Origin of the sequence: Cyclobacterium salsum (assembly GCF_010119245.1) — a bacterium.
GTDB lineage: Bacteria > Bacteroidota > Bacteroidia > Cytophagales > Cyclobacteriaceae > Cyclobacterium > Cyclobacterium salsum.
This window is the reverse complement of sequence record NZ_WNKG01000008.1, coordinates 292,020-317,636: the sequence shown is the minus strand read 5'-3', so window position 1 is coordinate 317,636 and position 25,617 is coordinate 292,020. Positions and strand designations below refer to the sequence as shown.

The 25,617-nt window shown below is 44.0% G+C and carries 24 protein-coding genes and 1 other RNA gene; 7 read left to right on the top strand and 18 right to left on the bottom strand.

Translation table 11 applies throughout. The features are described 5' to 3' along the window. Window position 1: 1 nt before the first annotated feature. The 8 genes from GJS45_RS16160 to GJS45_RS16125 all read right to left on the bottom strand — a co-directional run bounded on the left by GJS45_RS16160 (window position 2) and on the right by GJS45_RS16125 (window position 7,127). The gene (locus tag GJS45_RS16160; protein ID WP_162342894.1) at window positions 2-2,461 is read right to left on the bottom strand and encodes an N-6 DNA methylase; all 2,460 of its coding nucleotides are present in this window, start codon (window positions 2,459-2,461) and stop codon (window positions 2-4) included. 618 nt (window positions 2,462-3,079) lie between these two features. After that, window positions 3,080-3,592 carry a hypothetical protein gene (locus tag GJS45_RS16155; RefSeq protein WP_162342893.1) on the bottom strand — a complete coding sequence of 171 codons (513 nt, stop codon included), beginning with the start codon at window positions 3,590-3,592 and terminating at the stop codon, window positions 3,080-3,082. Between the two features lie 9 nt (window positions 3,593-3,601). Continuing rightward, entirely contained in the window at window positions 3,602-4,066 is a 465-nt protein-coding gene (locus tag GJS45_RS16150; protein WP_162342892.1) for an anthrone oxygenase family protein, read from the bottom strand. Beyond that, window positions 4,063-4,836 carry an SDR family oxidoreductase gene (locus tag GJS45_RS16145; RefSeq protein ID WP_162342891.1) on the bottom strand — a complete coding sequence of 258 codons (774 nt, stop codon included), beginning with the start codon at window positions 4,834-4,836 and terminating at the stop codon, window positions 4,063-4,065. Before GJS45_RS16145 ends, GJS45_RS16150 begins: the two co-directional genes overlap by 4 nt. Window positions 4,837-5,066: 230 nt before the next feature. Then, window positions 5,067-5,525 carry a hypothetical protein gene (locus GJS45_RS16140; RefSeq protein ID WP_202928101.1) on the bottom strand — a complete coding sequence of 153 codons (459 nt, stop codon included), beginning with the start codon at window positions 5,523-5,525 and terminating at the stop codon, window positions 5,067-5,069. Beyond that, window positions 5,525-6,004 carry a YceI family protein gene (locus tag GJS45_RS16135; RefSeq protein WP_162342890.1) on the bottom strand — a complete coding sequence of 160 codons (480 nt, stop codon included), beginning with the start codon at window positions 6,002-6,004 and terminating at the stop codon, window positions 5,525-5,527. Before GJS45_RS16135 ends, GJS45_RS16140 begins: the two co-directional genes overlap by 1 nt. A gap of 87 nt (window positions 6,005-6,091) precedes the next feature. Continuing rightward, window positions 6,092-6,559, bottom strand: a complete 468-nt coding sequence (locus tag GJS45_RS16130) for a Crp/Fnr family transcriptional regulator (protein ID WP_162342889.1) — start codon at window positions 6,557-6,559, stop codon at window positions 6,092-6,094. A 13-nt stretch (window positions 6,560-6,572) separates the two neighbouring features. After that, the gene (locus GJS45_RS16125; protein ID WP_162342888.1) at window positions 6,573-7,127 is read right to left on the bottom strand and encodes an RNA polymerase sigma factor; all 555 of its coding nucleotides are present in this window, start codon (window positions 7,125-7,127) and stop codon (window positions 6,573-6,575) included. Between the two features lie 525 nt (window positions 7,128-7,652). Between GJS45_RS16125 and GJS45_RS16120 the strand changes: the two genes are divergently transcribed. Then, entirely contained in the window at window positions 7,653-8,375 is a 723-nt protein-coding gene (locus tag GJS45_RS16120; RefSeq protein WP_162342887.1) for a collagen-like triple helix repeat-containing protein, read from the top strand. Window positions 8,376-8,458: 83 nt separating this feature from the next. Here the strand turns inward: GJS45_RS16120 and GJS45_RS16115 are convergent, their stop codons facing one another. The 3 genes from GJS45_RS16115 to GJS45_RS16105 form a co-directional block, all read right to left on the bottom strand. Continuing rightward, a complete protein-coding gene (locus GJS45_RS16115; protein ID WP_162342886.1) occupies window positions 8,459-8,917 on the bottom strand; it encodes a DUF305 domain-containing protein in 459 nt (152 codons plus the stop codon). A gap of 81 nt (window positions 8,918-8,998) precedes the next feature. Further along, a complete protein-coding gene (locus tag GJS45_RS16110) occupies window positions 8,999-9,181 on the bottom strand; it encodes a hypothetical protein (RefSeq protein ID WP_202928100.1) in 183 nt (60 codons plus the stop codon). A 37-nt stretch (window positions 9,182-9,218) separates the two neighbouring features. Beyond that, window positions 9,219-10,994 (bottom strand): DUF885 family protein, encoded by a 1,776-nt coding sequence (locus tag GJS45_RS16105; protein ID WP_235954810.1) that lies wholly within the window; start codon window positions 10,992-10,994, stop codon window positions 9,219-9,221. 272 nt (window positions 10,995-11,266) lie between these two features. Between GJS45_RS16105 and GJS45_RS16100 the strand changes: the two genes are divergently transcribed. Then, entirely contained in the window at window positions 11,267-13,501 is a 2,235-nt protein-coding gene (locus GJS45_RS16100) for a S9 family peptidase (protein ID WP_162342884.1), read from the top strand. A gap of 297 nt (window positions 13,502-13,798) precedes the next feature. Here the strand turns inward: GJS45_RS16100 and GJS45_RS16095 are convergent, their stop codons facing one another. From GJS45_RS16095 to ssrA, 4 genes are all read right to left on the bottom strand, one after another. After that, complete coding sequence (locus tag GJS45_RS16095; protein ID WP_162342883.1) at window positions 13,799-14,191, bottom strand: helix-turn-helix domain-containing protein; 393 nt, start codon at window positions 14,189-14,191, stop codon at window positions 13,799-13,801. A 12-nt stretch (window positions 14,192-14,203) separates the two neighbouring features. Continuing rightward, window positions 14,204-14,497 (bottom strand): type II toxin-antitoxin system HigB family toxin, encoded by a 294-nt coding sequence (locus GJS45_RS16090; protein WP_162342882.1) that lies wholly within the window; start codon window positions 14,495-14,497, stop codon window positions 14,204-14,206. A gap of 567 nt (window positions 14,498-15,064) precedes the next feature. Further along, window positions 15,065-15,403, bottom strand: a complete 339-nt coding sequence (locus tag GJS45_RS16085; protein ID WP_162342881.1) for a hypothetical protein — start codon at window positions 15,401-15,403, stop codon at window positions 15,065-15,067. 361 nt (window positions 15,404-15,764) lie between these two features. Then, window positions 15,765-16,169: a transfer-messenger RNA gene (gene ssrA / locus GJS45_RS16080) on the bottom strand. A gap of 191 nt (window positions 16,170-16,360) precedes the next feature. Here ssrA and GJS45_RS16075 point away from each other — a divergent pair. Both GJS45_RS16075 and GJS45_RS16070 read left to right on the top strand, forming a co-directional pair. Continuing rightward, window positions 16,361-16,699 carry a type II toxin-antitoxin system HigB family toxin gene (locus GJS45_RS16075; RefSeq protein WP_162342880.1) on the top strand — a complete coding sequence of 113 codons (339 nt, stop codon included), beginning with the start codon at window positions 16,361-16,363 and terminating at the stop codon, window positions 16,697-16,699. 1 nt (window position 16,700) lies between these two features. Next, complete coding sequence (locus tag GJS45_RS16070; protein ID WP_162342879.1) at window positions 16,701-17,261, top strand: helix-turn-helix domain-containing protein; 561 nt, start codon at window positions 16,701-16,703, stop codon at window positions 17,259-17,261. Window positions 17,262-17,594: 333 nt separating this feature from the next. Here GJS45_RS16070 and GJS45_RS16065 read toward each other — a convergent pair whose 3' ends face one another. Continuing rightward, on the bottom strand, window positions 17,595-18,614 hold the full coding sequence (locus GJS45_RS16065) for a hypothetical protein (protein ID WP_162342878.1): 1,020 nt from the start codon (window positions 18,612-18,614) through the stop codon (window positions 17,595-17,597). A gap of 205 nt (window positions 18,615-18,819) precedes the next feature. On the opposite strand from GJS45_RS16065, the gene GJS45_RS16060 reads away from it, so the two are divergent. Continuing rightward, window positions 18,820-20,238 carry an SLC13 family permease gene (locus GJS45_RS16060; RefSeq protein WP_162342877.1) on the top strand — a complete coding sequence of 473 codons (1,419 nt, stop codon included), beginning with the start codon at window positions 18,820-18,822 and terminating at the stop codon, window positions 20,236-20,238. Between the two features lie 24 nt (window positions 20,239-20,262). Beyond that, entirely contained in the window at window positions 20,263-21,159 is an 897-nt protein-coding gene (locus tag GJS45_RS16055) for a serine hydrolase (RefSeq protein ID WP_162342876.1), read from the top strand. A gap of 177 nt (window positions 21,160-21,336) precedes the next feature. Here the strand turns inward: GJS45_RS16055 and GJS45_RS16050 are convergent, their stop codons facing one another. Then, on the bottom strand, window positions 21,337-21,675 hold the full coding sequence (locus GJS45_RS16050; protein ID WP_162342875.1) for a TraR/DksA family transcriptional regulator: 339 nt from the start codon (window positions 21,673-21,675) through the stop codon (window positions 21,337-21,339). 52 nt (window positions 21,676-21,727) lie between these two features. Then, window positions 21,728-23,305: a SulP family inorganic anion transporter gene (locus tag GJS45_RS16045; RefSeq protein WP_162342874.1), complete on the bottom strand. Its 1,578-nt coding sequence runs from the start codon at window positions 23,303-23,305 to the stop codon at window positions 21,728-21,730. Between the two features lie 576 nt (window positions 23,306-23,881). On the opposite strand from GJS45_RS16045, the gene GJS45_RS16040 reads away from it, so the two are divergent. Next, the gene (locus tag GJS45_RS16040; RefSeq protein WP_162342873.1) at window positions 23,882-25,441 is read left to right on the top strand and encodes a SulP family inorganic anion transporter; all 1,560 of its coding nucleotides are present in this window, start codon (window positions 23,882-23,884) and stop codon (window positions 25,439-25,441) included. The last annotated feature ends 176 nt before the right edge of the window (window positions 25,442-25,617 follow it).

The window sequence follows — 25,617 nt, the reverse complement described above, 5'->3', positions numbered from 1 at the left end:
ACTATTCAAAAATTTTAGTTTCAATTGTTATATTTCCCGATTCTAAAACCTTACCTGCGTCATTTAGAAGCTCTTGATATTTAGAAATCGAGTCACTCATTGTATTAATTATTTCAGATTGTTTATCAAGTGGGGGTACAGGAATAAAAATGTTTTTGAGTTCTGATGCTGTAATAGCTGGATAATTTCCTCCGCTTGAGCGTTGTAACATCTGCTGAAGACAAATTTTTGTACGGAGTATGTAAAAAAGATATTCTTTACTTATTTTATTTGTTTTTAACCTTCGAAGAATAACAAAGCCTGTTGAGGCTATAAAGCCATCCTTTTCTTTGTCTATAAATGCAATTGCTCCTCTATGAGGTCTTGTCGTAGAAACGATTATGTCATTCTCTCGAACAATCATTCTTGCTCTACTGGGTGCATCATCAATCAGTATATATGATATGTTGCTTATAGTACCGCTTGAAAGCTCAATTTCACTTATTTCTATATAAGGGAATTCTTTATCAAATATATCTTTTTGATTCCAAGTTTCACTTGAAAACTCTACTAGTTCTCCTAGAGGTACATATGGCTTAGATCTGATTTTATCAATCAAATCTTTAAAACTTGGTAGATAAAAATGGGGGTCGATTCTATCTTCTAAACTAGATTTGGTAACAGAAAATATTTGATGGTTTTCCCAATCTTGCATTCCTGATGTATATGCAAAGTATTTTTGCAATATTTCTGGAAGCTCATTTTCACTCTCTCTTCCTGTTGCATCATATCCAATTTTATCAGCAATTGCCATAAATATTGGATAGTCATTTAACACTTCATTTTTTTCCTTTTTACGTGCAAATACCAAACTGCTTTTAACACCGGCACCAAAATGACTAAATGCAAATTGAGGTAATGAAACAATTCCTATTATTTGACATCTTTCAAGAAGCAAATCTCTAACATAGGATAATGAAGAGTTGGTTAAAATACCATCAGGCAAAACTAATCCCATCCTCCCAGTTCCTTCTTTTAAAAAGTCAATACATCTTTCAATAAACAGAATTTCAGTTTTTTGATTCTTCCTATTTTCTCCGAGTTGGTATTGGTCAAGATATTTTTCCTCTTTTTCAGTACTTTTTACAATAGCTCCAAAAGGTGGATTTGCTAAAAGCAAGTCAAAATGATTGGGTTTAAATCCACCATGAAGTTTTTTAATGTCTTTTAGAAAACGTAAACTATCTGTGCTAATTACATTTGTATGTCCATCATCGTGGATAATCATATTCATTTTACAGATACGAGCAATTTGGTCGTTTATCTCAATACCATAGAGATTTTTTTCTGCGAATTTGTGCCATATTTTATCTGCTTCTACTTCGTCATAATCTCGTTCACTATCTTTTCTAACAGTGTCTAATACTGAAAGTAAAAAACCTCCACTTCCACAAGAAGGGTCAATAACCAAATCGGTATTATTAGGTTCTAATAATTTTACTGCAAAGTCAATTACTGGGCGAGGTGTAAAGAACTGTCCCATTTTTCCTTTGAAATAGTCTATCATAAACTTTTCAAAAGCAACACCTTTAGTATCAAGGTCTGTTTTGTTAAGAGCTAAACCTTGTAAGTGTTCTACTACGCTATATAAAACCTTGGATTCAAGCTTTATATCTTCTTTGAAGACCTCTTCATCTTGCTTTTTTGCTTCTTGATAAATTTCATCAATTCGCTCTGCCACTTCCTCTGCTGTTTCATGTGTTCCAATTTGGAAGCGATATGGATCGTTTCTTTTTGTACCATCTTTTTCATCCTTCATTTTGCAGAAAAGCAACTTGGAAACTTCGTCAAATGCAGTGGTAGGGGCTAGTTTTCCACCTTGCCAAACTGTGTCGTGGCATTTTTCTAAAGCACTTATTAAGTCCTCTCTTGAGACTACTTTCAAGTCTTTAGATTTGTCTCCTTTTATGAATTTAAATTTAGGAGCCTTTCCATATTTAATTGGAATATCTGCAATTACATTTCGTTCCCTTTCATTCGGTTTGAAACCGGAAATATTAAAAGCTGTTTTTGTATTTCCTGCAACTACAGAAGCGTATTTAGAGCGAATACTGTTTGCGTTTCCAAATGCTTGCTCAATTGCTTGTTTAAATTCAGCATCTGTGATTCCCTCTTTTTTACATTCAACAACTAAGAAAGACTCTTTACATTCATCATCAGAGTATACAACAATATCAGCTCTGTCTTCAGGAGTCCTTCTTGGTACAGTGATTTCGATATCAATTTTTTTTTGTGGATATTGATATGTATGCACTAATTCTACAAAATAGGAAGCTCTAACCTTTTCTTCTGGGTTCTTGAAACTTGTTTTATAGTTTCTGTTGCAATGGTAAGTTATTCGGCTTTTATCTTCGTTAAACGATATAATTCCACTTTTTTCTCCATTGTCTATATTTTGTAAAATTTGCGAAGTATAGTTCATTTATTTTATTTCTTATTTTTTGTCTAAAGGTAATTATTCTCTATCAATAAAGTTGGCAAAAAAACAGATCTTTTTTTTTGCGTTCGCTTTTGTGTCGGCAAAAACCAAATGTGCTGTTTGTGCAGTGGGGTTTTTGTATGTTGCCCAACTTGTTTATTGCTACTATTTTATCAGCCTTATTTTAAAAATAGGATTGTATAAAAACAGCCAACTACCAGCCTCCAAGGTATTCTCTTTCGGAATCCTCTTTTCATTCTTTTGAAAAAACGCCATTCCCTAAAAACACCATTCCAATATACCGGATTAATACCATTTCACCAACGCTTGGTTTAGGATTGGAGCTTGATTCGGGGTTAAAAATCTCCTGTGGAACAAACGGACAGCGGCAGCCGACGCGGCAATATACCTGGACGGATACCAACCGTACCCTTCGCCGCACCTTATCGCAATACCCGGATAGCGAATCCTTCTCCAGCTGCCAGACATGCCTAAGTAGCCTGTTAATCAGTAGGGTAATAAGCTAGTAGCTTTTTTTAAAAATGTACGGGCGAGGGCTGCAAAAATCCAACCCTGCCCAACCAGAAGCCTCCTATTTTCCTCACCTACCCGGTCGTCATGCTACGTTTTTACCAAAACAGGCGAATGGTTCCGGTTACGATGGCCGATAAGTCTGTAAAAAATATACCCGTGAGAAATTACATTGACCAGCCCAATGGTCGAAAAGGCCCACCACATGGTTCCCAGGTCGTACTTGTAAAACCCGATCGCAAACACCTGAGGAAAGGCGGCGATCAGGTCTGTAAACCCGAACACGTTAAATACCCAGGCGAGTGGGATGGCGTAGGTCCATCGGTGGCGCAAGGCAAAGGCGGTCAGCACCGCAAGAATGGCGGTGGCGTAATCCCAGATGCCAATGGTAAACGCCAGGTCGTCCGGGAATTCGTCGTACACCTGCGTATCGACCATAAAGACCATTCCCAGATACCGGAGTCCGTGAATAAGCACCATCGGCACCAAGGCATCGTTGATACTAAGTTTGGCCAGTTTTGGGAATACATACCATTTGAACGCGAAGTAAAACGTGAGCAAACCGGCAACGGTTTGCAAATTGAAAATCGTGAAATTGTCCATTGATTTTTGTTACGACAGTTTGATAGTGGCTAACTTAAAGGCCTTTACCGCGAAAATGGCGGCTACAAAGACGGTGATCGTTCGTACCCAGTGTAACCGCATCCACCAGTTGAGTTTGCTTACCGCTTCTTCGGCGGAATAGGCCGACTCCATAAAACCCAAATTAGCGGGCAGGTGATATACACTGGTAATGGTACAGGCGATGACCAAGCCGGCCAGCGCAATGCTCCAATTTTTGCGGACTTCTTTTTGCCCTTTCGATAGAACAACCAAGGCGATGGTGGCAATCAAAGCCGGCAATAAAATGCCCATGGTGGGGGGTAAGAGGTTGGGGAACTGAAGCGTAAATTGCTTCATAAATTCCATGGGTTCCAGCGTTTGCCAATAGCTGCCAAAGCCAAACCCGATAACGAGCATATTGCCCAAAAATGCGGCAATGCCGATGAGGGAAATGTACGGAAGAATCTTTTTCATGGTATTAGTTTATAAGGAATGGGTTGTTTGTTCAGTTGATTGAAAATAAATTTCGGTGCGACACGGGCCAACCATTTCAGTTGGGTCGAAAGTCCCGGTGTGATTTCTTCCTTACCCCTGGCATACGCTTTCCAGAAGCTGTCGGCCAGTTTTTCGACGGACATGGGTTTGAGATTATCGTCTTTCAAATTGGCGTCTTTCGCCAGCTTGGTATCCACTACCGGCGGAAGCAATTCCACCACCTTGATGCCGTGCGGCTTGAGTTGCGGTCGAATGGCCTGTGTCCATAAATGCACTGCCGCCTTGGTGCCCGAATACACCGGTGCTTGCGCGAAAGGGACGTATGCCAAGCCGGAAGACACATTGACCAGCACCGCATTTTTGCTCCGTTTTAGTTGAGGCAAAAAGTGATGCAACATGCGGATAGGTGCCTGGAAGTTGATGGCTATTTCTTCCAATTGCTTTTGCAAATCGTTGCGTTCATCTCCCATATCCCGCAGCAGCATGATTCCCGCATTGTTGATCAATACATCGATGCCTCCAAATTCATTTTGAATAGCATCCGCCAATTTTCTGACATCTTCCTCTTGGGTGACATCGCTTTGGAAAACACGAATGCCAGGGAGCTCCGCCGATACCTTTTCCAGTTTGGGTAGGTTCCTACCGGTAATAATCACCGTGTTGTGATGGGACAGGAATTTTTTGGCAAGGGCAAGCCCGATGCCCGAACCACCCCCTGTGATGAGTACTTTTTGATTGGATATGACCATTTGTTCGCTCTTTTTCTACTTGGACAAGCGATTGGGGAATGTGTAAAGAATTTAAAAGTTTTTTTTATCAATCATCAATGATTTATTTTTATTCAAAAGTTTAGTGTGAAACCATAGCAACAAAACGGTTGGAATCAAGTCAATGGCAATAAGGAAAATGAGAAAAGGAGTCGCCGGATAATTCGTAAGTGCGGCGGCTCTGACGATGCCACCAATGAAAATGGATTTACTTATGGCAGGTTAGCCGACTTGCTTTTGAAATACCCATAGAAACTAAGCAAGATGGCTGCGCTGGAAATCAAGGTCATGATGGTGCCCGGGACGAAGTTGACAAAGCCACCCAGGTCGAGGAATAAGAAGTAACCCAAATCGGCAAGACCTCCCGTAAGTGCAGCCAAAAAGATAGCTTTCTTATTCCCTTTCCAGATAAGAAAAGCGGAAATGAACGTCACCAGCCCAATCCAAAGCAAATTGAAGCCGTGCTGCCCGATGACTGCCCCGACTGCCTCTGGATAATCCATGGTGAGGCTTTCGGGGTCCACCGCATCGGCAATCCCAATGATGGAGGCACTGATGTCTCCGGATAGCACCCCTTTCATGGTCATTACGCCGGCGAGGATGTGTACCAATCCCCAAAGAATCCATAGAACTGCACTTGTTTTGAAGAAGAAGTTGAAGTTTTTCATCATTATTTAATTTTACAATTGATGGTTATGTGAATCGTTTTTCCCACAATCAATGCAGGGAATTTTTCGCCAAGTTTAAAGTCCAATCGGTTGATTGAAAACTGGCCTACAAAAATACCTTCCGAAAATGAGAATGGAATGCTTACTTTTTTAGTAATGCCCAGGATGGATAGTGTTCCGACTGCCTCGTAGCCACTTACAGTTGCTTGCGTGGAAGTAGATTGGAAACAGATATTCGGGTGCTCGTTTACGTAGAAAAAATCCTTGCTCTTGAGGTGTTCATCTCGTTTGGCATTGCCTGTGTTAATGCTTGACGGACTTACACAAACATCGAAATGGGCATCTTTCAAAGCCTCTTTCGAAAAAGAAACTTTTCCTGTGAAACCTTCGATGCGGCCTTTGATGGTGAATATCCCAAGTTTTTTAACTTGAAAGGATACTTCTGAACTGGAGTGATCAATGATCAATGATTTTGATGCCATAAAAGTGCTATTTCGTTATGGTACAAAACTAGGCCAGGCGCAAAACCTGTGCATTAATGTAGATTAAGAAAGGAAGGAGAAGTGAATTTACTCCTTTTGGCTACGCTTCCTGCGAACGGCAGAGAGCGCTTCAGGTGTGACGCCCAGATAGGAGGCAATCATTTTTTGGGGCACGCGCTGCACGATTTCGGGATAGGTGGCGAGGAAATGCTCGTATCGTTCAAGGGCCGATGCGCCCATCAGCATGATGACCCTTTTCTGAAGCACACTCAGTCGTTTGATCAACTTGGGTACATCGTGCTCTCCTTGGAGGTCTTTTTCTTTTTGCCAAACGATGGAGTCTTCAATGGCATCGATAAACAAATCGCAGGGTTCATCGGGAGGGGCATTGTCAGCCATAATCCAACCTTCCGGGGCAAACATATAGATGTGTTCCTTTCCCTTATCGCTGATGGCATAACTACGCAACAAGCCCCCCTCAACTTGATATACCTTGCTGTTAAAGTCACCTTTCCTTTGAAGGATTTGTCCTTTTTTAAGGGCAATTTTTTTCAAGCTGTCTTGTTCTTTAGTTCAAGTTCAAACGGCGCTGCCAATTGGCGTCTTCCATAATTTCAGAACCGATATTATGGTCTGCCCTGAAAATATCACCGATTATATAAACCATGCGTTGTTCTTTGGTCAGGCAGAGGAGCATACCCGAAAGGCATTGTAGCCTTACTTCACGAATGGCTTCTTGCTGTTCCTTTTTTTCGCTTTCAGATAAATCCGTGTTGGGAGCAGCATCTAAACGAGTTCCCAGTTCTTCAAAACTATTCGCAAAGATGTTAGGTGCTTTTTTTTGATCGTTTAGAAAGTGATTTTTCGCAATGCGATAAGCCCAGGTAGTAAAAGAGCTTTCTTGTTTAAATGTACTTAAATTGGAAATTATTTTTATCAATGTTTCTTGGGTCAAGTCTTCGGCATCTGAACTATTTCCTGTCAGTTTCCAGGCAAGGTTATAAATAAAGGGTTGGTGTCTTTCAATAAGAATGGTCAAAGCGGTTTTCTTCCCGTCTAAAATCTGCTGGATGAGTTCTTTGTCCGTTTGATCGGTTTGGTAGCTGCGCTGGAAAGGATTCATGGTCGCCGGAGTTTGGTTGTCTTTTTTTGTTGGCAGTTAGGGTATACAAGGTACTTCTTTTTCCGCAATCGCAACGATCCGTACCAAGTTCCTTGCACAGGCAATCGTCGCTTTTTCTTCCTGGAATTGGCGGGTTGACGGTATCGGTAGATTTCGCATGGCCCTAATCCTCGCGTTTGTAGTTTGATTGCTGAAAACAGTTAACTATTTCAAAGAGTTGGCTTAAACCTGTCGGATAGCTAGCAAAAAACCGTGTTTTTTCCAGGTCGCATCGGTAAAAAAAGATCCCCAAGAGGGCGAACGGCTACAGTAGGGGATAAAGGTTACCCGTTGCGCTATCCAAAATGACAGTGATCCACAAAATCGTAGAGACCATCCCTTCGGTCACCTGGCTTACCGGATTCGTTCGGTAGGAAAAATAGCCAAATAGGATTTTGGTTATTTTTGAAAAAAATATATATTTAGTGTATGTTTATCCAAAAAGCCATTTTATAAAATGGCCTCCACGCCTTACCTCCCAATAAAATGAAAAAGTCCCTTTTCTCCGTTCCCTCGTTTAGTATCTTTTTGTTGTGTTTTTTATTGATTGGCTGTGGTCTATTTGAAGGGCCGGAAGGCCCTCCCGGTGATCAAGGACCGCAAGGGGAACAGGGAATACCCGGCGAAGATGGAGAGACCGGGCCTCAGGGAGAGCAAGGGGAGCAGGGGCCGCAGGGAGTGCCCGGCGAAGATGGGAAGGATGGCGTGGATGGAAATGCCAATGTGTTGGTCAAAACCATCACCGTCACCGATCAGAGCTATAGCGATGATTACCTGTCGGCAAAGCATTCCAACAATACCCTTTTCTTTTTTCCGGCGAAAATTGCCAAGATTGACGATCCCGATATTACGGAAGACATCGTTGCCAATGGCATGGTGTTGGCCTATATCCGGGTGCCGATAGGCCTGGCTTTCGAACCCAGCCAATGGACCAATCTTCCCTATACCTACCGGCATCTGAACCAGATATACACCGGTAATTATTCCAGCGCCTATAGCCTCAATACCTTTAGTCTGGCCTTTTATTTTACCAAAAATACGGAAGGCACTATGCCCAATATCCGGGACTGGACGGTACCGGATAATACCATTCGTTATGTCATTATCAGCGGCTCAGCCATGGCCCAAATGGCCAGTTCCCGTGTGGATTTCACCAACCTGGAGGCGTTGGAAGCTTATTTTGCCGCCGAAGGACTGTTGGGTAAATGAATATCCATTGAATCGGTAACCTTTAAACAAATGGTACCGTACAGCCTTTCCCAGTTATCAAACCAAATGGTTTCCATCATTTCCTATTGGTTAGTTTCCAATCGTTTGATCATCGCCTTCATCTCGGCTATTTCCCTTTCCTGGGCTTTGATGATTTCATCGGCTAATTTTTTCACCTCCGGATCTTTCAGGTCTGCGCGTTTACTGGTCAGGATGGCTATGGAATGATGGGGTATCATCGCTCGCATCCATTTCACATCTTCAATGGGGATCTGCTGCCTTACCAAAAAGGTGGCACTTGCCATCAATAAGAGACTGCACAGGATCACGGCCACATTTTTTTTCTTATTGGCATACATTTTCCGCATAAACAAAAACATGATGATCGCCATACCGCCGATACCGATCAGCGTCATGTACATTCTGGTCCAGCTAAAAAAGACATGACTTAGCTCATAGGTATTGAAATACATGGTGGTATACATGGAAATAGCCGAACAGGCCAGCATCAAAACAAAGGTAGTGTACGGTGCATTTTTCATAGTGCGTTTTAGTTAGTCTAAGGGTTCAGTTTTCGTTACAGGATTTTCGGGACCTGTTTTACGACAGCGGGAGTAGCCTTTTCAGGCTCGGTTATACAGTACGGGCATTTGCCCTTTCCAGTGCTCCCACAGTGCATTTTCTACCAAAGGCCGGGCCATAAAATCCCCCACATGGATGCGGCTGGTTTTCCCCGGATTGAAAAGGAGTTGGTCTACGAGCAATTTTCCGGTGGCTCCGCTGGCGCCTGCTACAAATACGGTCATGGGATGTTGGATTGAAGTTCTGCTGATTTCTGGGGTATTATTCCAGGAATTTCCAGTTGCTGGTATACTCCCGGGGGATGGGTTCTCCCGATAACTGCAATTGAATCATTGCGACCGGCATGGAATTTTGCTGTAAAATAAAATCATGGAAACGTTTTTCGGTCATCTTACCTGAATCCACATATTCCTGCTTGAGGGCATAAAATTGCAATCCGCCGATCATGTAGGCGATTTGGTATAGCGGCCCGTAGCTTCCCTCAAATGATCTTCGTACTTCCGCCTCTGCATTGGCCCGCTCATGCCCGACTTTCTCCACCAGAAAATCAATGCATTCCTGTGGGCTCATTTTTTCCAGGTGGTAATTCAGACTGAAGATGATCCGCGCACAGCGGTGCATTCTCCAGAACAGCATGCCAATCTTATCTTCGGGAGATTGGGGGAAATTCTTATCCCATAAATTAAGCTCCCAGTACAAAGCCCAGCCTTCTATCCAGAAGGGGGTAGAAAAATGCCTTCTATGGGGTTTGTGCCGTCGCATCATAAAGATTTGCAGGTGGTGCCCGGGGATCAATTCATGCTGCACCGTGGCCCGGGAGAAATGGGGATTGTTGCCCCGCATGCTCATCATTTTCTCCTCCTGACTCATACCCGAGGTAGGGTAGGAGATCTGAATGACCTCGCCTCCCAGGAAAAAAGGGTTGATGCGCTGGGCTTCCGGGCTCATCATGGTCATGCGCCAGGTTTCTTTAGCCAGTTCGGGCACGGTCACCAAATCCCGTTCTTCCACAAAAGCAATGGCTTCCTCGGCCAGGTAATGGATGTCTTCGGGCCACTCCCCGGGCGGTACATAGGTATTTTTGACATGTTCCAGCGCTGCTTTCCAATCATTCCCGTAGCCCAATTCAGCAGAAGCCTCTAACATCTTTTTTTCACACCATGCATATTGTTTTTCTGCTTCTGCTATCAAGGCCTCAGGCTGGTAGGGGATGAACTCGAATTCAAGTTCCTTAAGGATGGCTTCCTCGCCAATGGGTTTGCCGATGATGCCACTGCCATCATCTTTGATCAGGGTATTTTCGAAATGTGTTTTTAAGAATTCTTCATAGGCTTGCAGGTCTTCGTCCAGGGCCTGAAAGGGTTCACGCATCCACCAGCTAAAATCCGGGTCGTAATCCAGGTAAAATTGATAGGCTTCCTCCACCGTCTCCCGTAAGGATTTTATCACTTCACTTGCCAGTTCCGCTTTTTGCCAACTGTTGAAGGGATTACTATCAGCTATTTGCTGGTGTCGCTTTTTCAGGTCTTGCCTGGTGTCGCTGAATGTTTGGGCGAGAGTTTTTCCATCGGGTTTTACCCCGGTTCTTCTGTTGGTGTAAAATGTCACCAATAGGTCTGAAAAGTCGGCAACAAAGGAAACCTCCTGGTATTTTGTGTAGGATTGATTGAGAAAGTAGCGCTCTTTATTCAACTTGTTTTTAAACAGGAGGAAGTCTATTTTTTCGTCGGTTGATAGGTTTTCGAAATCGTATGTTTCCAGTTTTTCGATCCAGTCGGTGAACAGTTTGTCCATTCTTTCGAAGTATTCCGGGGAATGCCGGTTGGTGTACTTTCGGTTTAAAGCGGAAAAATCGGCTGAAAATGATTCTATTTCATTGTAGCGCCCGCTGCCAAACGTAAAATGGCTGATTGTAAAAAGTAGGATTGTGAGGATGCTTATCCGCCAGTAAACCGGTGAGGGAATGGGCGTTTGTTGATGGGTAAAGGGAGTGGTTGGCATGATTGGCTTTTTTTCGTTGAACAGGACCTTTCCCATGGTGAGTTTTCGGAACAGGCCCCTACTGATTCCTGATATAGACCCTTTCAATATAGCACAAGAAAAGGTTACAATACGGAAATAAGCGGTAAATACTAAAAAAATTGATAATATTAGGGCTGGATTTTCCGCGCCTGGGGCCGTGCTGTCCGATATTTGTAATGTCGGACTTCAGATAAACCAGGATTTGCAATCCTGGTTTCGTGCTCGTTCCGGGGATTACAAATCCCGCGGAGCGAAATGCTTCCGGACACATTTAATTGAATTGAACCATGAAAATTTACTCCCTTCTCGCTACCCTGCCCTTTTTGATACTTCCCTGGACAGGGTATGGGCAGGGGAGTCTGGAAGATTATCAACGGGCTGCCGCTGTAAAAGAAGCCTACAAGGACAAAGTATACCATTCTCCTAGGGGTATCCAATGGCAGGAGGAAAATGTGCTTACCTACTCGGTGAGAACGACCGAAGGCATCCGCTACCTGAAAATCGATCCGGATGGTAAGGAGAAAGCACCCTTGTTTGACCATTTCCTTCTGGCAAAAGCCCTGGCCGATAGTACCGGCAGGGAATATTCAGAAAGGGAACTGAAATTAACGGATATCAAATTGGAAAAAGGCAAAATCCAGTTCAAAATCCAGGGCCTGGTTTGGGAATGGGATAAGGAGCAAAGGCGGCTTGAAAAAATCGAAGAGCCTGAATCCCCTGATTCCCGCTATTGGGGAACCATACGTCCGGCGTACGAAGGGAAGCCAGTGTCCTCTCCGGATGGTAAAAAGGAAGCGTTTATCAGGGATTATAATGTGTATGTAAAAGACCTGACTACGGGCAAGGAGGAAAAGCTGAGCAGCGATGGGGTCATCGGTGACCATTATGCTGCCCGATTGGAATGGTCAGGCGACAGTAAAAAGTTAGCTACCTTTAAATTCAGGCCCAGTGAAGTCCGGAAATTGACCTTGATCGCTTCCTCTCCATCCGATCAGTTGCAGCCCAAACTGATAGAAAGAGATTACCTGAAGCCTGGAGATGCCATGCCCGTACGCGTGCCGGTTATTTTTAATCTGGAAAATGGCAGTAGCTGGAAAGCACCACTAAACCAAATGGATCATCAATTTGCCCTGACCCGCCTCAACTGGAAAAAAGACGGTTCAGCGGTTCGTTGGGAATACAACCAACGGGGCCACCAGCTGTATAAGGTATTCGAGATGGATGCAGAAACAGGAACCTTGCGCACGCTGATCGAGGAAAAAAGTCCCACCTTTATCGATTACAGCGGCAAGTATTTCAGGAAGGACCTGGAAAAGGAAAACCAGATCCTGTGGGCATCGGAAAGGGACGGGTGGCGGCATTTGTACCTGTCTGATGACCGTACGGGTGAGCTGCTGCGGCAGGTAACCCGGGGAGAATGGGTGGTAAGGGAAATCCTGCAGGTGGATGAGGAAGCTGGAGTGATCTACTTTACGGCCAGCGGAAAAAACAAAAACGAAGATCCCTACCATTTGCATTTTTATAAAATCGGCATAGACGGAAACGACCTCGTTCAGCTGACCGAAGGTAATGCCAATCACGAGATTTCGCTGTCCTCCGATCAGCAATACTTTGTGGATCACTATTCCCGGCAAGACCTTCTGCCGACCACGGTATTAAAGGATGCTGGAAATGGGGAGCTAATCATGGAACTGGAGAAAGCGGATATAGCTGCCTTGCGAGCCGAGGGTTGGTCGGCACCGGAGATTTTTAAGGCCAGGGGAAGGGATGGCAAAACGGATATCTGGGGGCTTATCATCAAGCCCTCCAACTTTGACCCCGGAAAAACCTATCCGGTCATCGAATACATCTATGCCGGTCCGCACAGCGCTTTTGTGCCCAAATCCTTTGCTCCCAATTACAATGGGCTCAACGAATTGGCCGAGCTGGGTTTTGTAGTGGTGCAGATGGATGGTATGGGCACCTCCAATCGATCGAAAGCCTTTCACGACGTCGCATGGAAAAACCTGAAAGACGCCGGATTTCCGGATCGGATTCAGTGGATGAAGGCCGCAGCAAAAGACCGGCCCTATATGGACCTGGAGCGGGTGGGGATTTTTGGCACCTCCGCCGGCGGGCAAAGTGCCGCCGGAGCCCTGCTATTTCATCCTGAGTTTTACAAAGTGGCGGTATCTTCCTGCGGCTGCCATGACAACCGTATGGATAAAATCTGGTGGAACGAACAGTGGATGGGTTATCCGGTGGACGTACATTATGAGGAAAGCTCGAATGTGGTGCATGCAAAAAACCTGGAAGGGAAACTCTTGCTGATTGTGGGCGAGGTAGATGACAATGTAGATCCTTCTTCTACGTATCAGTTTGCAGACCAACTGATCAAAAATGACAAAGAATTCGAATTCTTGATGATTCCTGGGATGGGCCACAGTTCGGGAGGAGCTTATGGTGAACGGAAGCGCAGGGATTTCTTTGTAAAACACCTACTGGGCGTAACCCCTCCGGCCTGGGATAAAAGGGGCGAGTAAGTTGCAAACTCCGCGGAGCGGTACGGAGCTGCGCTGTTCGACATTTGTAATGGCGAACCCAGATAAATCAGGATTTGCAATCCTGCTTACGTGCGCGTTCGGGGATTACAAATCCCCTTTATCTGCCCCACGGAATTGCAAATTCCGCGGAGCGGTACGGAGCTGCGCTGTTCGACATTTGTAATGTCGGACCACAGATAAATCAGGATTTGTAATCCTGCTTACGTACTCATCCTTGCGAATACAGGTCTCTTTGAGTAGTGAATTGTGTTGATCCTGACCTATCACCCCTGCAAATTAAATGGCTTTTTTTAGCGGGTATTCCTTTATCAGCCATTCTGCCGGTATTTTCAGCAGCTGACTGAATTTTCTGATCATGGTTAATGACAGGGACTGCTTATAATTCAATACCTTGCTGATGGTACCCCTGTCACCGTAGGCTTTTGCCAGGGTGGAGGCATTATAGCCAAAATCGGCCATACGGATTTTGATCATTTCGATGGGATCCACTTCCGGCAAATTCCAACGCTTTTTTTCATATTCGGAAATCAGGTGAACCAAAAGCATTTTTTCCTTATGTGCTACCGAACCTTTTTCCGCATCTTTCAACTGCTCATACCTTTCGCTTGCCGCCTCAAAATCAGCTTCTGATTCCAGTAAGAACCAATTATTATTTTTAATCGCTTTCATTTCACCTAATTTTTAAATGGTAGTGGCGTCTATCTTATCATATTGATCATGGGTTCCGATAAATCGAACTTCTACTGTTTTATCCTCAAAATTTACCTCGATGACCAACCGGTATTTATTTCCGACAATCTTAAAGCGTGCCCTACTGCCTTTAATGATCTTAGCAGTCGGGAAACACTCCAATATATCCTGGTTTTTTTGCCAATTGGCATTTTCTACAATCACCTTCCAGGTGGTTAGACTTTTGGCGGAATCGGAATGCTTCTTTGCAAAAACAATCAATTTGGTCAAGTAGATAATTACCATGTTTCCCGTTTAACGTAAAATTACAAATACGTTGGTAAAATACCAACATTTTAATCATCCCAATTCATGGTGCTTTTAGACATTTGCAATGCCGGACCTAGATATCAGGATTTGTAATCCTGCTTTCGTGTCCATTCCGGGGATTACAAATCCCCTTTATCTGCCCCACGGAATTACAAATTCCGCGGAGCGGTCCGGAGCCGCGCTGTTCGACATTTGCCATGTCGAACCCAGATAAATCAGGATTTGTAATCCTGCTTGCGTGTTCATTCTGGTGGTTACAAGTCTCTTTGAGTAGGGAATTGTGTTGATCCTGTCTTACCACCACTGAAAATTACCAACCAAAGGAATAATGATCATTTGAAGGGTTTAGTTAAATACGCAAGCATAGCATCCGAAGCGGATCGCATTTGCTTTGAGAATGGTGTAAAAGAGACCCGTTAAAAGCATAAATTGGTTTTGGTGGCTTCTCATACCTTCAGACCAGCTAAGATTAACTTATATCGAAAACCATAGAGGGAAACAGGGAGTGGGTATATTATTCCATTTGACACTTTAGGGAGTTGATTAAATTTTTTTGATCGATACTATCTTGATCACTGGTACAGACATCAGGAAAACAGGTACATCATTTGGAGCTGGTTGAAAGATGTCTTCCTGGTCATCCAGGAGTCGAAATTTGATATTTGCAGGTATGGGTTCCTGAGATACCACCTTAAATTCCTCTGGTAGGTTTTCAGGATAATAAAGATCGTCGTCGAATTTGATGAGAAACTGATAGAATCCCCTCGAAGCCACTGAGATGACCACCTCGGCAGTCCCCTCTCTATTTGGATCCATGTTATTTTCACAGGAAAAAATCAGGAAGAGTAAAAATAGCAAGGTTTTGAATTTATAAATCTTCATATATCTATGACGTATGGTACCGGGGAATTGCGACAGTTCCCTCAATTTATTTAATCCCCTGATGTAATGACAAATAATAGTAAATCTCCTGAATAAGAAAGGTTCCTAAGGTTATTTGGCGCGTATTCCATGCTGTCGTTGACCAGGATGGTATCGAATACTAATCGAGCGTAAGAGGATTTCGATAGGAAAGAGAAGGGAGTATGCTTAGTGCTATTCAACTACGTTTTCTGTAAAGAAGGGCACCAATCCTTTATAAGATTGCATACGAGCAATTTAGAGCATAAATAGCCACCAATTAAAACCCTAAAATAAAAATCCCCTTGTAAATCAACTAATTACAAGGGGAAATTGCTTAGTGTTGTGGAGCTGGCGGGAGTCGAACCCGCGTCCAGATAGGGAAACACCGTACCGTCTACATGCTTAGTCACCGATTGGATTGTCGGCCGAAAGCTGCTGGGTGACACACCTACTTCCGGCTTAGCCACTTGTCTTAGCCCTGCTTAGTAGCCTCACAGGGAGCAGCACCGTCAAGTCGACACCCCAACTCTACCCGGACAGTGCAACGGGTAGTGGGATGTGGCCGGGGAGCATCTATCGAAGCTCAACCCTTTAAGCAGTATCTATTCCCCGAAGGGTAAGATTACGCAGCCATGGCGTAATTAGATTCGCCAAGTATGGTTCGTATGAATCTTTCAAGGCCGTACATACTCCAGCCTGCATGCGAGCCCAGTCCTTACACCTACTGTCAAAACCGGTCAGCCCCATTTGAAATGAATAGACAAATGTAGCACAAATTTGGTTCCAAACGTTTAAATTTTTATCACTGGGGTTTTTGTTGGGCCATTTTTCTGACTGTCGTAAAACCCCTTCCGAAATCCAAAGGCAAAAAAATAGATTGAGTTCTATAATATATGGAACCTATTTTTCATCTTTGCGTTGAGTAATGGCAAGATTTTGGAATTATTACCAAAACATAAGCTGATCAAGCTCAAAAACAAAAACCGTGGCAATACACAGTTGATTAAAGCCATTGACAAATTAATTGCAGCTATTGAAAATGCCAATTGGACAAAACAGACTGAAATTAAAGAAACCCGACCTGATTGCGATTGTGTGCATAGTGATGGATTTTACTTTTTTGATATAAATATCCATCGTACTATGATTTTGATAGTATTTGAGGACAGCGAGGCAACCGTTATCTGGACTGGCTCACATGAGGAATATGAGAATACTTTCAAATGTAATAAGACAACAATTGAGAAGTGGCTACGTGGTCAAAAACTGATTTAAAATGGATAAATTTTCGATACAAAACATACAAAAGATTACTTCTCTGACAAGTGAACTGGAATATGAAAAAGCATCATCGCTGTTTTTGCAGCTTCGGGTGCTCATTAAAAACAATAAATTATATGAACCAATAAGGAACCATTTACGTGATTTGATTAAAAATTACGAAAAGGATAATTGGTCGGATGAGGATCGGTTAAGCAAAGATCAGATTAAAGAGAGTGATTTAGCTGAAACGTTAGTTGAGGCTGAAAATATGTTTTCTCAAAGAAGAAAAGAACTGATTAAAACGAAACTCAAGGAGGCAGGATTAAATCAAAATGATTTGGCCAAAATTCTTGGGCATAGAAAGGGCTACATGTCTGAATTGATAAATGGGTTAAGGCCATTTTCCAAGGATGATTTAGTTGTAATAAATCGACTGTTTAAAATAAAATTTGAGGATTTGATACCGGCTTTTATAAACCAAGAGAGAGCTTCTTATATTAATAAGACATTAGCGTCGCTTTCAAAAAATAAAATCAGGCTCATAGAAAGGGATTTTGATTTACAAATGGATTGACACCGAAGTGTCTACCTTGGATGCTATCAATTTGGCAGACGGACAGGATTTGCCTGGTTAAAGTACTATTTTGGTACATTTAAGGAAGTTGGTCAGGGCCTGGAGGAAAACGACTCCGAGGGTTTTCACTATTACATATCAAGCCAAAACCTGAATAAAGGCGGCTTTGGTTCCAATAACTATAATTTTTTATTCCCATCCTCAATCTTCTGAAAACACGAGGGGTCCGGGGGAGGTCAGTCCGAAAAGCAAGTCAGCTACTTGCCAGAACGAACAAAAAAAGGCCATGGAATCGCTCCCATGACCTCTTGACCAACATTTATTATTAAAAAATTATCTTGCAAAGGCGCCCAATACCAAATAGGTGGTCAAATCTACCGTGCTGATTTCCTGCGTGGGATCATGCACTACCAGAAAGCCCTCGTAGTCTCTTGTCAATTCATTGAAAGAAATATCCAGCTCATTCTCAGCCATCACGGTTCCTCCATTGCCCTCAATGCCACCGGCAAAAATGTCGCTGTTGGGGGTTTCATTGTAAGGAGTACCGTTAGGTGTGGTAGAAGGATCGGCAGCATCATGCGCATGTACCATGTACGTCATGCCTTCCATGGTATTCATCAGGCTGATGGTGATCTTGGCCGTTCCATCAATCATTTCTTCCACCATTATCTCTGCCTTTAAGTCGCGGGCATGATCTCCTTCGTAGGCCAGATCGGTATTATCCAGCAATTGCCCCTCATTAAAGTCATACATAAAGGTTTCGGTACGCAAATTTGCCTCAGCCTCTGCAAGGTCCTGTCCGAATACACCCAGTACCAGGTAGGTACCCAGGTCTGTGGTGCTTAGTTCCTGGGTGGGATCGTGTACGACCAGAAAGCCTTCGTAGGTATCTAACAGCATGTCGTAGTCCATCTCTGTTTCCATGCTTTCGCTGCCCATGCCATTGCTTATGCTGATCATCCCGGCAAAAATATCTCCATTAGGTGTTTCATTATAAGGAGTACCATTGGGAGTGGTGCTGGGATCTGCCGCATCATGTACATGCACCGGATACTGCATGCCATCCAGTCCGTTTTCCAGGCGGATGGTCACTTCGGCATTGCCGTTTTCCATTTCTGTGATTTCCAGTTGGGCGGATAGGTTTCTCGGATGATCCCCTTCTCCATCTCCATTGTAGGCCGTGGCTGGATTGTCCAGCAATTGCCCCTCGTTGAATCCGTAGTCATAGGTTTCCATGCCTGGAGTAAAAGGCATTTCCGGTTCCGGATCATCGTTGCAGGCCGTAAAGAGCCCCAGTCCGGCTACCATTATTCCCAAACTCATTTTTTTCGTTACATTCCAATACTTTTTCATGGTCAATTAAAATTTAGCAGTTTAACACTTTTTCTTAGTTGGAAGGAATTACGAACTGCCGGGACATTTTGGATCACCGGGATGCTGACTTTTTTAAAAAATGGTTAACTTGCTTCGGTTATAGACAGAAGATAATGGTCCTTCTGACTGTAGAGAATGCATTTTGTCTTACCGATTTTTTTTTTTATTTATAACTGAACAGCACATGTATTATTCCGATTCAAGAAGTGCAGCACGGAGACTCTATCGGAAACTCAAGCTGAATTGGGTGTTCAGCACCTCTTCTTTTCTTGGGAATTTTCTGCTGGCCCTGTTGATATCCTATTTTTTCAGGAAAATCGGGTACGATCCCCAGGTTAATTTTGTATTCTTCATCAGTATTCTTGCGATCGGCTTGTGGATTACGGAGGCCATGCCTCCCTTTGCCGTCGGTATTTTTATCATTGCGGCATTGCTGACGGGGTTTAGTACCGATTGGTTTTTCGAAAAGACCATGCCTCCGGATCTTTATGTGAGTACCTGGACCAGTAATGTTATTTGGCTACTACTGGGGGGTTTCTTTCTGGCCAAAGGCATGAGTCTGGTAGAGCTGGACCGGCAACTGTTCCGATTTACGGTCAAGCGGTTTGGACAAAAGCCGGAAGGGCTTTTACTGGGCTTGATGATGACCACGGCCATCGCCAGCATGATCATGTCCAATACAGCGACGACGGCGATGATGATTTCGTCGATCATTCCGCTGGTACAACTAATCGGTAAAAAATCTCCCTATGGGAAAGCATTATTGACGGCCATCCCTGCGGCTGCTTCGGTAGGGGGGATTGGTACTATTATTGGAAGTACTCCGAATGCCATCGCCGTGGGAGCACTTCAGGAAAAGGGGATTAGCATTACCTTTGTGGACTGGATGGTAGTAGGATTTCCGACCGGTTTATTGCTGGTGTGGCTGTTTTGGAAATTTCTTTGCAAAATCCATGATTTTTCAGATGTCAACCTGGATTTATCCCTTCTGCCCAAAGGACAGGGGGAAGTGAAGCGGTTTGAGAAAAATGCGGTTATTTTTACCCTGGTGGTGACCGTGCTGATGTGGTTGACAGAGGCATTGCACGGAATCCCCGTTGCGGCTACTTCTGCCATTCCCATTGTCCTGCTGACCATGACCCAGGTCATTCACTCCGAACATGTTCGAAGCCTTCCCTGGGACACGCTGATGTTGGTAGCGGGCGGCCTGGCATTGGGCATTGCCCTGGTGGAGGTGGGCCTGGCAGAAATCGTCATGCAAAAAATCAACGCCCTGCCTTTGCCAAACATGCTGATTGCCATTGTCTTTTGCCTGGTAGCCGTTTTGCTTTCCAATGTCATGAGTAACACGGCGGCTGCTTCCATATTGGTTCCATTGAGTTTGGCACTCCCTGGAATTTACGGTATTGCCGGGCCGGTGATGGTGGCCATTAGCTGCTCCTGCTCCTTGTTACTACCTGTTTCTACGCCTGCTAATGCCATTGCTTACGCCACTGGAATGGTGGAACAAAAAGATTTCCGTTCCGGTGGATTATTTTTTATCTTTCTGGGACCGATAATTGCTTTTTTGGCCGTAATGGCCTGGGTCATGTTATTAATGTAAGCGACACCTTAACCACTTTAATCGATGAAAGTAATTTTGCTATTGCCCCTATGCATTCTGATTGCCTGCTCCGGTGCCAGGGATAAATCCGGATTGGAGGCCTTGGAAGAAGGCATTCTGTCCTTAATGCAAGCCACGGAAGGTGATTTTGGAATGGCGTTCAGGATGCTGGATGATTCGGGTAGGGAATTACTTATCAATGAAAAAGAAGTGTTTCACGCGGCCAGCACCATGAAAACCCCGGTGATGATCGAGCTTTTTAAACAGGCCGGGGCGGGAAAGTTTGATTTGCAGGATTCCATTCTCATTGTCAATGAATTCACCAGCATTGTAGACGGCAGCCCTTTTAGCATGGATTTGGGGGTGGACAGCCAGGAAGGTCTTTATGAAAGGATCGGTGAGAAAACGACGATCTATGAGTTGATGTATCAAATGATTATCAAAAGCAGCAACCTGGCCACCAATATTCTGATCGATTTGGTAGGAGCGGAAAAGGTTACCCAGTCCATGCGTGAGTTGGGAGCGGAAGACATTGAGGTGCTGCGGGGGGTGGAAGACCTCAAGGCCTTTGAGGCAGGCCTCAGCAATACCACTACTGCCCTGGACATGATGCTGATCATGGAGGCCATAGCCCTTGGTAACGTGGAGGGTTCCGAAGAAATGGTAACGATACTCTCCGACCAGTACTTTAAGGACCTGATTCCCAAATTACTTCCTGCAGATGTTAAAATTGCGCATAAAACGGGATCCATTACAGGGGTGCAACACGATGCGGCCATATTGGAATTGCCCAATGGGAACCGCTATGTGTTGGTGATTTTGAGTAAAAATCTGGCGGATGTGGCGGCAGGGAAGGAGACCATTGCGCAGATAAGTCGATTGGTTTTTGAATATGTTTCCGGGAAACCGGATGCAAAATGAGATGATTAAATTGGTATAAACCTCCGTTCGATTTATATACTGACTCGTTCTGAAATCCTCCAGTCCTTTGAAAGTGGGATTTGGACTCGTGCTGATTAGCGGTTAGTTATTACCGAGAACTTTCTCAGCCTGATTAAATGGTACCGATTGGGAATCCTTTGCCATTTACTAAAAGCTCTATGGCCTGGAAGCACAGCGAATGCAATGGGGGCTTTCTGGTACCAATAATAATCGGTTATGATTGATGGGTTCTCCGCAGCGGATGCATTTGCCAAAAGCCGCGGTACCTAATTTTCCCAGCCAATGCTGCAATCCCTTGATTTTTTTCTGGATTTTCAGGATTTGGGCCTCGTTTATGGATTTATTATTGATGTAGTCCATGCGGCTAACCCTGCCAATGGCACTATCCAGTCCCTGGGGGCGGGTCATTTCCTTTAAATTACGGATTTCTTCTTCCAGTTCCTGTATTTTACCCAGGAAAAGCTCCCGTAGGCTTTCGTCGGAGTTGGATTCCATACCTGGTTTTTGGTTTTAATTACCTGTACTGTTAATAACTATTAGTGGTAGCTTAGTTTTTCCAGAAACTTTTCGTTTTGCTTCGGTTGTCCAGCCCGATGGTGGTTAATTTTATATCTTTATAGGCGGCCGTGTGCTTAAAGTCTTCCAGAATATCATATATATCCGGATGAATAAAGACAGACCTGGAACCGTCGATGACCACTTCATGCTTTTCCGGAAGGTGGTCCAAAAACAGCATGATGTCGGCTTTGTTCAGGAAAGTAACTTCCTCGGCCAGGTTCACCACGGTTTTGTTCTCACCTTCTTTACTTACCTTGTTATAAAGATAGGCATTTTTGTAATTATCCCTCAAAACAAAGAAAACAGCTACGGTTCCTCCCACGAGAATTCCGGTGATTAAGTCTGAAAACATTACGACTAATATGGTAATGATAAAGGGTAGGAATTGTTTTTTTCCCTGTTTAAAGACATTCTTGTAAATGGGGTAGCTGGTCAATTTGTATCCCACAACGAATAAAACGGCAGATAAGGAAGCTAGCGGAATCTTATTCAATATTCCCGGAATGAAAGCCACGCAGATCAACATCAGCACTCCGTGGGTAATGGTGGCTGTTTGGGTTCGTCCACCGGAATTTACATTGGCAGAGGTTCGCACAATAACTGCCGTGATAGGAAGTCCACCTACCAAACCGGCCACAATATTGCCGATACCCTGTGCCTTTAATTCCGTATTGGTGGAGGTTTTTCGTTTGTAGGGGTCCAGTTTATCTCCTGCCTCCGTGCTGAGCAGCGACTCCAAACTGGCGATAAAGGCAATGCTTAAGGCAATTGTCAGAATCTCGGGATTGCTTATTTGGGAAAAATCAGGAAAACTGAAAAAATTAAAAAAGTCCATAAAATCGGAAGCGACCGGCAAGGTGACCAGGTGTTCGGTACTGAGGGTAAGCTGCGGGAAGAAGCTTTTGTAGACCCATTCATTGATTAAGATGCTGGTAATTACCGCCGTCAATGCAGAAGGAAAAAACCGAAAGAAGGGGTACTTTTTAAGCTTGGGTTGATCCCAACTGATGATGATTGCCAGCGAAACGAGGGTAATGATGGTGGCACCCCAGCCGATGTTTTGGAGTACGTAAATGATTTCGGTAAAGGTATTTTTGCCATCGTTTTGAGAAAAACTTTCCATTCCTTCAAAAACCTGATCGATACCTAAGGCATGCGGAATTTGTTTTAAAATCAGCACCAGGCCTATGGAAGCCAAAATGCCTTTAATCATGGCATTGGGGAAAAAGTAGGCCACGGTTCCTGCTTTCATATATCCCAGAGCGATTTGAATGACCCCGGCAAGGACAACCGCCAGCAATACGGCCTGGTAACTTCCCAGGGTTTGGATGGCCGTGAGTACGACCAATGCCACACTGGCGGCCGGACCGCTTACGTTGATATTGGATTTACTTACAAATCCAACCAGGATACCGCCTATTATTCCGGAAATAATTCCCGCAAATAACGGAGCCCCTGAGGCAAGTGAAATACCAAGGCAAAGAGGAAGGGCAATGAGAAAAACGACTAATCCAGCTGAGAGGTCCGTCTTAAAATGTTGTCTTTTGGAGGCTTTGTTCTGTACCATAAAATAGAAACTTGATTCCTACAGTGAAAGGGGATAGGTGATGTCCTTTTGTTAGGGAAAAGGGCAGGTGGATAAAAAAACCATGCATGGAGGGTTCGGAATAGGGAGCCCACCATTGGAAAAAGAAAATAGTTTTTACATTGGTTGGTTTTTTTTAAAGAGTCAGCAAATATAGCAATTTTATTTTGAGGAGGCAGAATAAAATTGGTTTCTGAGCAAAAACCGATCCGCTCCGTATGGAGAATCAACGATTAAAATGGTTCATCCGAATACCTGACGGAAGGTTTTTCTGCTTATGCTTTAAACCTTGCAAATAGACAGGTAAGAGAATGAGAACGATAGTATCAGGCTCGGTTGATAATACTCTCTGATTTTCTGAGGAATACAAAAGAGGGTATTCAGAATATCGTTAAAAAAGACATTAAATTAGTGTTAATTATCAAAATTTTATTTCGAATCTGTTAAAAAATAAATTATATTTGCACCTTAATTCTCGCCTGGGATAGCCAAATTTAGTGCCGATTGACCTCAATTTTTAAGCAGAGGCGATTAGGAAAATCTTTAATCAGACGAACGATGACGCAAACATTTTACCGATTATTTATGCCCAAGGAGGCAAATCTGAAGGATGAGGTGCTTTCCGGCCTGACGGTAGCCCTGGCGCTGGTGCCAGAGGCGGTAGCTTTTTCATTGATTGCCGGAGTGAGTCCTTTGGTGGGGCTGTATACGGCATTTATTATTGGCTTGATTACTTCCATTTTGGGAGGAAGGCCCGGAATGATCTCAGGAGCTACCGGAGCCATTGCAGTGGTGGTGGTAGCACTGATCGCACAACACGGGGTAGAGTACTTATTTGCAGCCGTGGTGTTGATGGGCCTTATCCAAATATTGGTGGGGGTATTAAAGCTGGGAAAATTAATCCGCTTGGTACCCCATCCAGTGATGTTTGGATTTGTCAATGGCCTGGCCATCGTCATCGCCATGTCCCAGTTGGACCAGTTTAAGGAAGTAACCGCCGCCGGAACGCTGGAATGGATGAGTGGCACGCCGCTGTACCTAATGTTAGGGTTGGTGTTTTTAACCATGGTTATAATAAAGTTTTTACCCAAATTAACCAGGGCTGTTCCTTCTGCTTTAGTAGCTATATTGGTTGTAAGCCTTTTGGTTATCTTTGGAGGAATAGATACCCGAACGGTCGGTGACCTTGCCTCCATTAGTGGTGGCTTACCGGAATTTCACCTTCCCATGGTACCGATCAGTTTGGAAACCCTACTGATCATTTTACCTTATTCAGCTATCATGGCAGGCGTAGGGCTGATTGAAAGCCTGCTGACCCTGACCCTGATTGACGAAATCACCGAAACCCGGGGACATGGCAATAAAGAATGCGTGGCCCAGGGAATTGCCAATGTAACCACCGGTTTTTTTGGGGGCATGGGGGGCTGTGCCATGATCGGCCAGTCGCTGATCAATGTCAATGCCGGCGGGCGAAACCGGATATCCGGCATCGTGGCGGCAGTAGGCTTGCTGGTATTTATCCTGTTTCTATCTACTTATATTGAAATGGTGCCCATGGCCGCTTTGGTAGGGCTGATGTTTATGGTGGCGATTGGGACCTTTGAATGGGCATCGCTGCGGGTCTTCCGTAAAGTCCCCAAATCCGATGTGTTGGTGATGGTGTTGGTCACCCTGGTCACCGTCCTGCTGCACAATTTGGCCCTGGCCGTTTTAATCGGTGTGATTATCGCTGCCCTGGTATTTGCCTGGGAAAATTCCAAAATGATTCGGGCCAGAAAGTTTTTGGATGAAAATGGTGTTAAACATTACGAAATTTACGGTCCCTTGTTTTTTGGTTCTGCCATGACCTTTGGGCAGAAATTTGATCCTTTGGGAGATCCTGAGGAAATTATAATCGATTTTAAGGAAAGTCGCATCGTGGATCACTCGGGTATTGATGCCATCCATAAGGTAACCGAGCGGTACGAGAAGCTGGGCAAGACCGTTTACATCCGACACTTAAATAACAGCAGTCGTGTATTGCTCTCCAAGGCAGAAAAGATCATCAATGTGAATTACACGGAAGACGATGCCAGTTTCAAAATCATCCTGGAACAGGAAAAATCAGTAAATAGTTGAGCCGTGAAGGGCGTTTTTTTTCGCCATTTTTTTGTAAGTAAAAAGGGGCAGACAAGCAAGCAGCTCCTGGTGCATCATCCCTGACGCTAGTCAGGCAAGGCCCGGGTCTCATGGTCAATGATAAGACAGGACTGATAACATCGGTCCTGTTTTTTTTTAAAATTTCCTTAAAAAAT

Bases quoted from the DNA above. Each gene is read 5' to 3' on its own strand.
- GJS45_RS16160 (WP_162342894.1), bottom strand. From the start codon at position 2,461: ATGAACTATACTTCGCAAATTTTACAAAATATAGACAATGGAGAAAAA.
- GJS45_RS16155 (WP_162342893.1), bottom strand. From the start codon at position 3,592: ATGGACAATTTCACGATTTTCAATTTGCAAACCGTTGCCGGTTTGCTC.
- GJS45_RS16150 (WP_162342892.1), bottom strand. From the start codon at position 4,066: ATGAAAAAGATTCTTCCGTACATTTCCCTCATCGGCATTGCCGCATTT.
- GJS45_RS16145 (WP_162342891.1), bottom strand. From the start codon at position 4,836: ATGGTCATATCCAATCAAAAAGTACTCATCACAGGGGGTGGTTCGGGC.
- GJS45_RS16140 (WP_202928101.1), bottom strand. From the start codon at position 5,525: ATGATGAAAAACTTCAACTTCTTCTTCAAAACAAGTGCAGTTCTATGG.
- GJS45_RS16135 (WP_162342890.1), bottom strand. From the start codon at position 6,004: ATGGCATCAAAATCATTGATCATTGATCACTCCAGTTCAGAAGTATCC.
- GJS45_RS16125 (WP_162342888.1), bottom strand. From the start codon at position 7,127: ATGAATCCTTTCCAGCGCAGCTACCAAACCGATCAAACGGACAAAGAA.
- GJS45_RS16120 (WP_162342887.1), top strand. From the start codon at position 7,653: ATGAAAAAGTCCCTTTTCTCCGTTCCCTCGTTTAGTATCTTTTTGTTG.
- GJS45_RS16115 (WP_162342886.1), bottom strand. From the start codon at position 8,917: ATGAAAAATGCACCGTACACTACCTTTGTTTTGATGCTGGCCTGTTCG.
- GJS45_RS16110 (WP_202928100.1), bottom strand. From the start codon at position 9,181: ATGACCGTATTTGTAGCAGGCGCCAGCGGAGCCACCGGAAAATTGCTC.
- GJS45_RS16105 (WP_235954810.1), bottom strand. From the start codon at position 10,994: ATGGGAAAGGTCCTGTTCAACGAAAAAAAGCCAATCATGCCAACCACT.
- GJS45_RS16100 (WP_162342884.1), top strand. From the start codon at position 11,267: ATGAAAATTTACTCCCTTCTCGCTACCCTGCCCTTTTTGATACTTCCC.
- GJS45_RS16095 (WP_162342883.1), bottom strand. From the start codon at position 14,191: ATGAAAGCGATTAAAAATAATAATTGGTTCTTACTGGAATCAGAAGCT.
- GJS45_RS16090 (WP_162342882.1), bottom strand. From the start codon at position 14,497: ATGGTAATTATCTACTTGACCAAATTGATTGTTTTTGCAAAGAAGCAT.
- GJS45_RS16085 (WP_162342881.1), bottom strand. From the start codon at position 15,403: ATGAAGATTTATAAATTCAAAACCTTGCTATTTTTACTCTTCCTGATT.
- GJS45_RS16070 (WP_162342879.1), top strand. From the start codon at position 16,701: ATGGATAAATTTTCGATACAAAACATACAAAAGATTACTTCTCTGACA.
- GJS45_RS16065 (WP_162342878.1), bottom strand. From the start codon at position 18,614: ATGAAAAAGTATTGGAATGTAACGAAAAAAATGAGTTTGGGAATAATG.
- GJS45_RS16060 (WP_162342877.1), top strand. From the start codon at position 18,820: ATGTATTATTCCGATTCAAGAAGTGCAGCACGGAGACTCTATCGGAAA.
- GJS45_RS16055 (WP_162342876.1), top strand. From the start codon at position 20,263: ATGAAAGTAATTTTGCTATTGCCCCTATGCATTCTGATTGCCTGCTCC.
- GJS45_RS16050 (WP_162342875.1), bottom strand. From the start codon at position 21,675: ATGGAATCCAACTCCGACGAAAGCCTACGGGAGCTTTTCCTGGGTAAA.
- GJS45_RS16045 (WP_162342874.1), bottom strand. From the start codon at position 23,305: ATGGTACAGAACAAAGCCTCCAAAAGACAACATTTTAAGACGGACCTC.
- GJS45_RS16040 (WP_162342873.1), top strand. From the start codon at position 23,882: ATGACGCAAACATTTTACCGATTATTTATGCCCAAGGAGGCAAATCTG.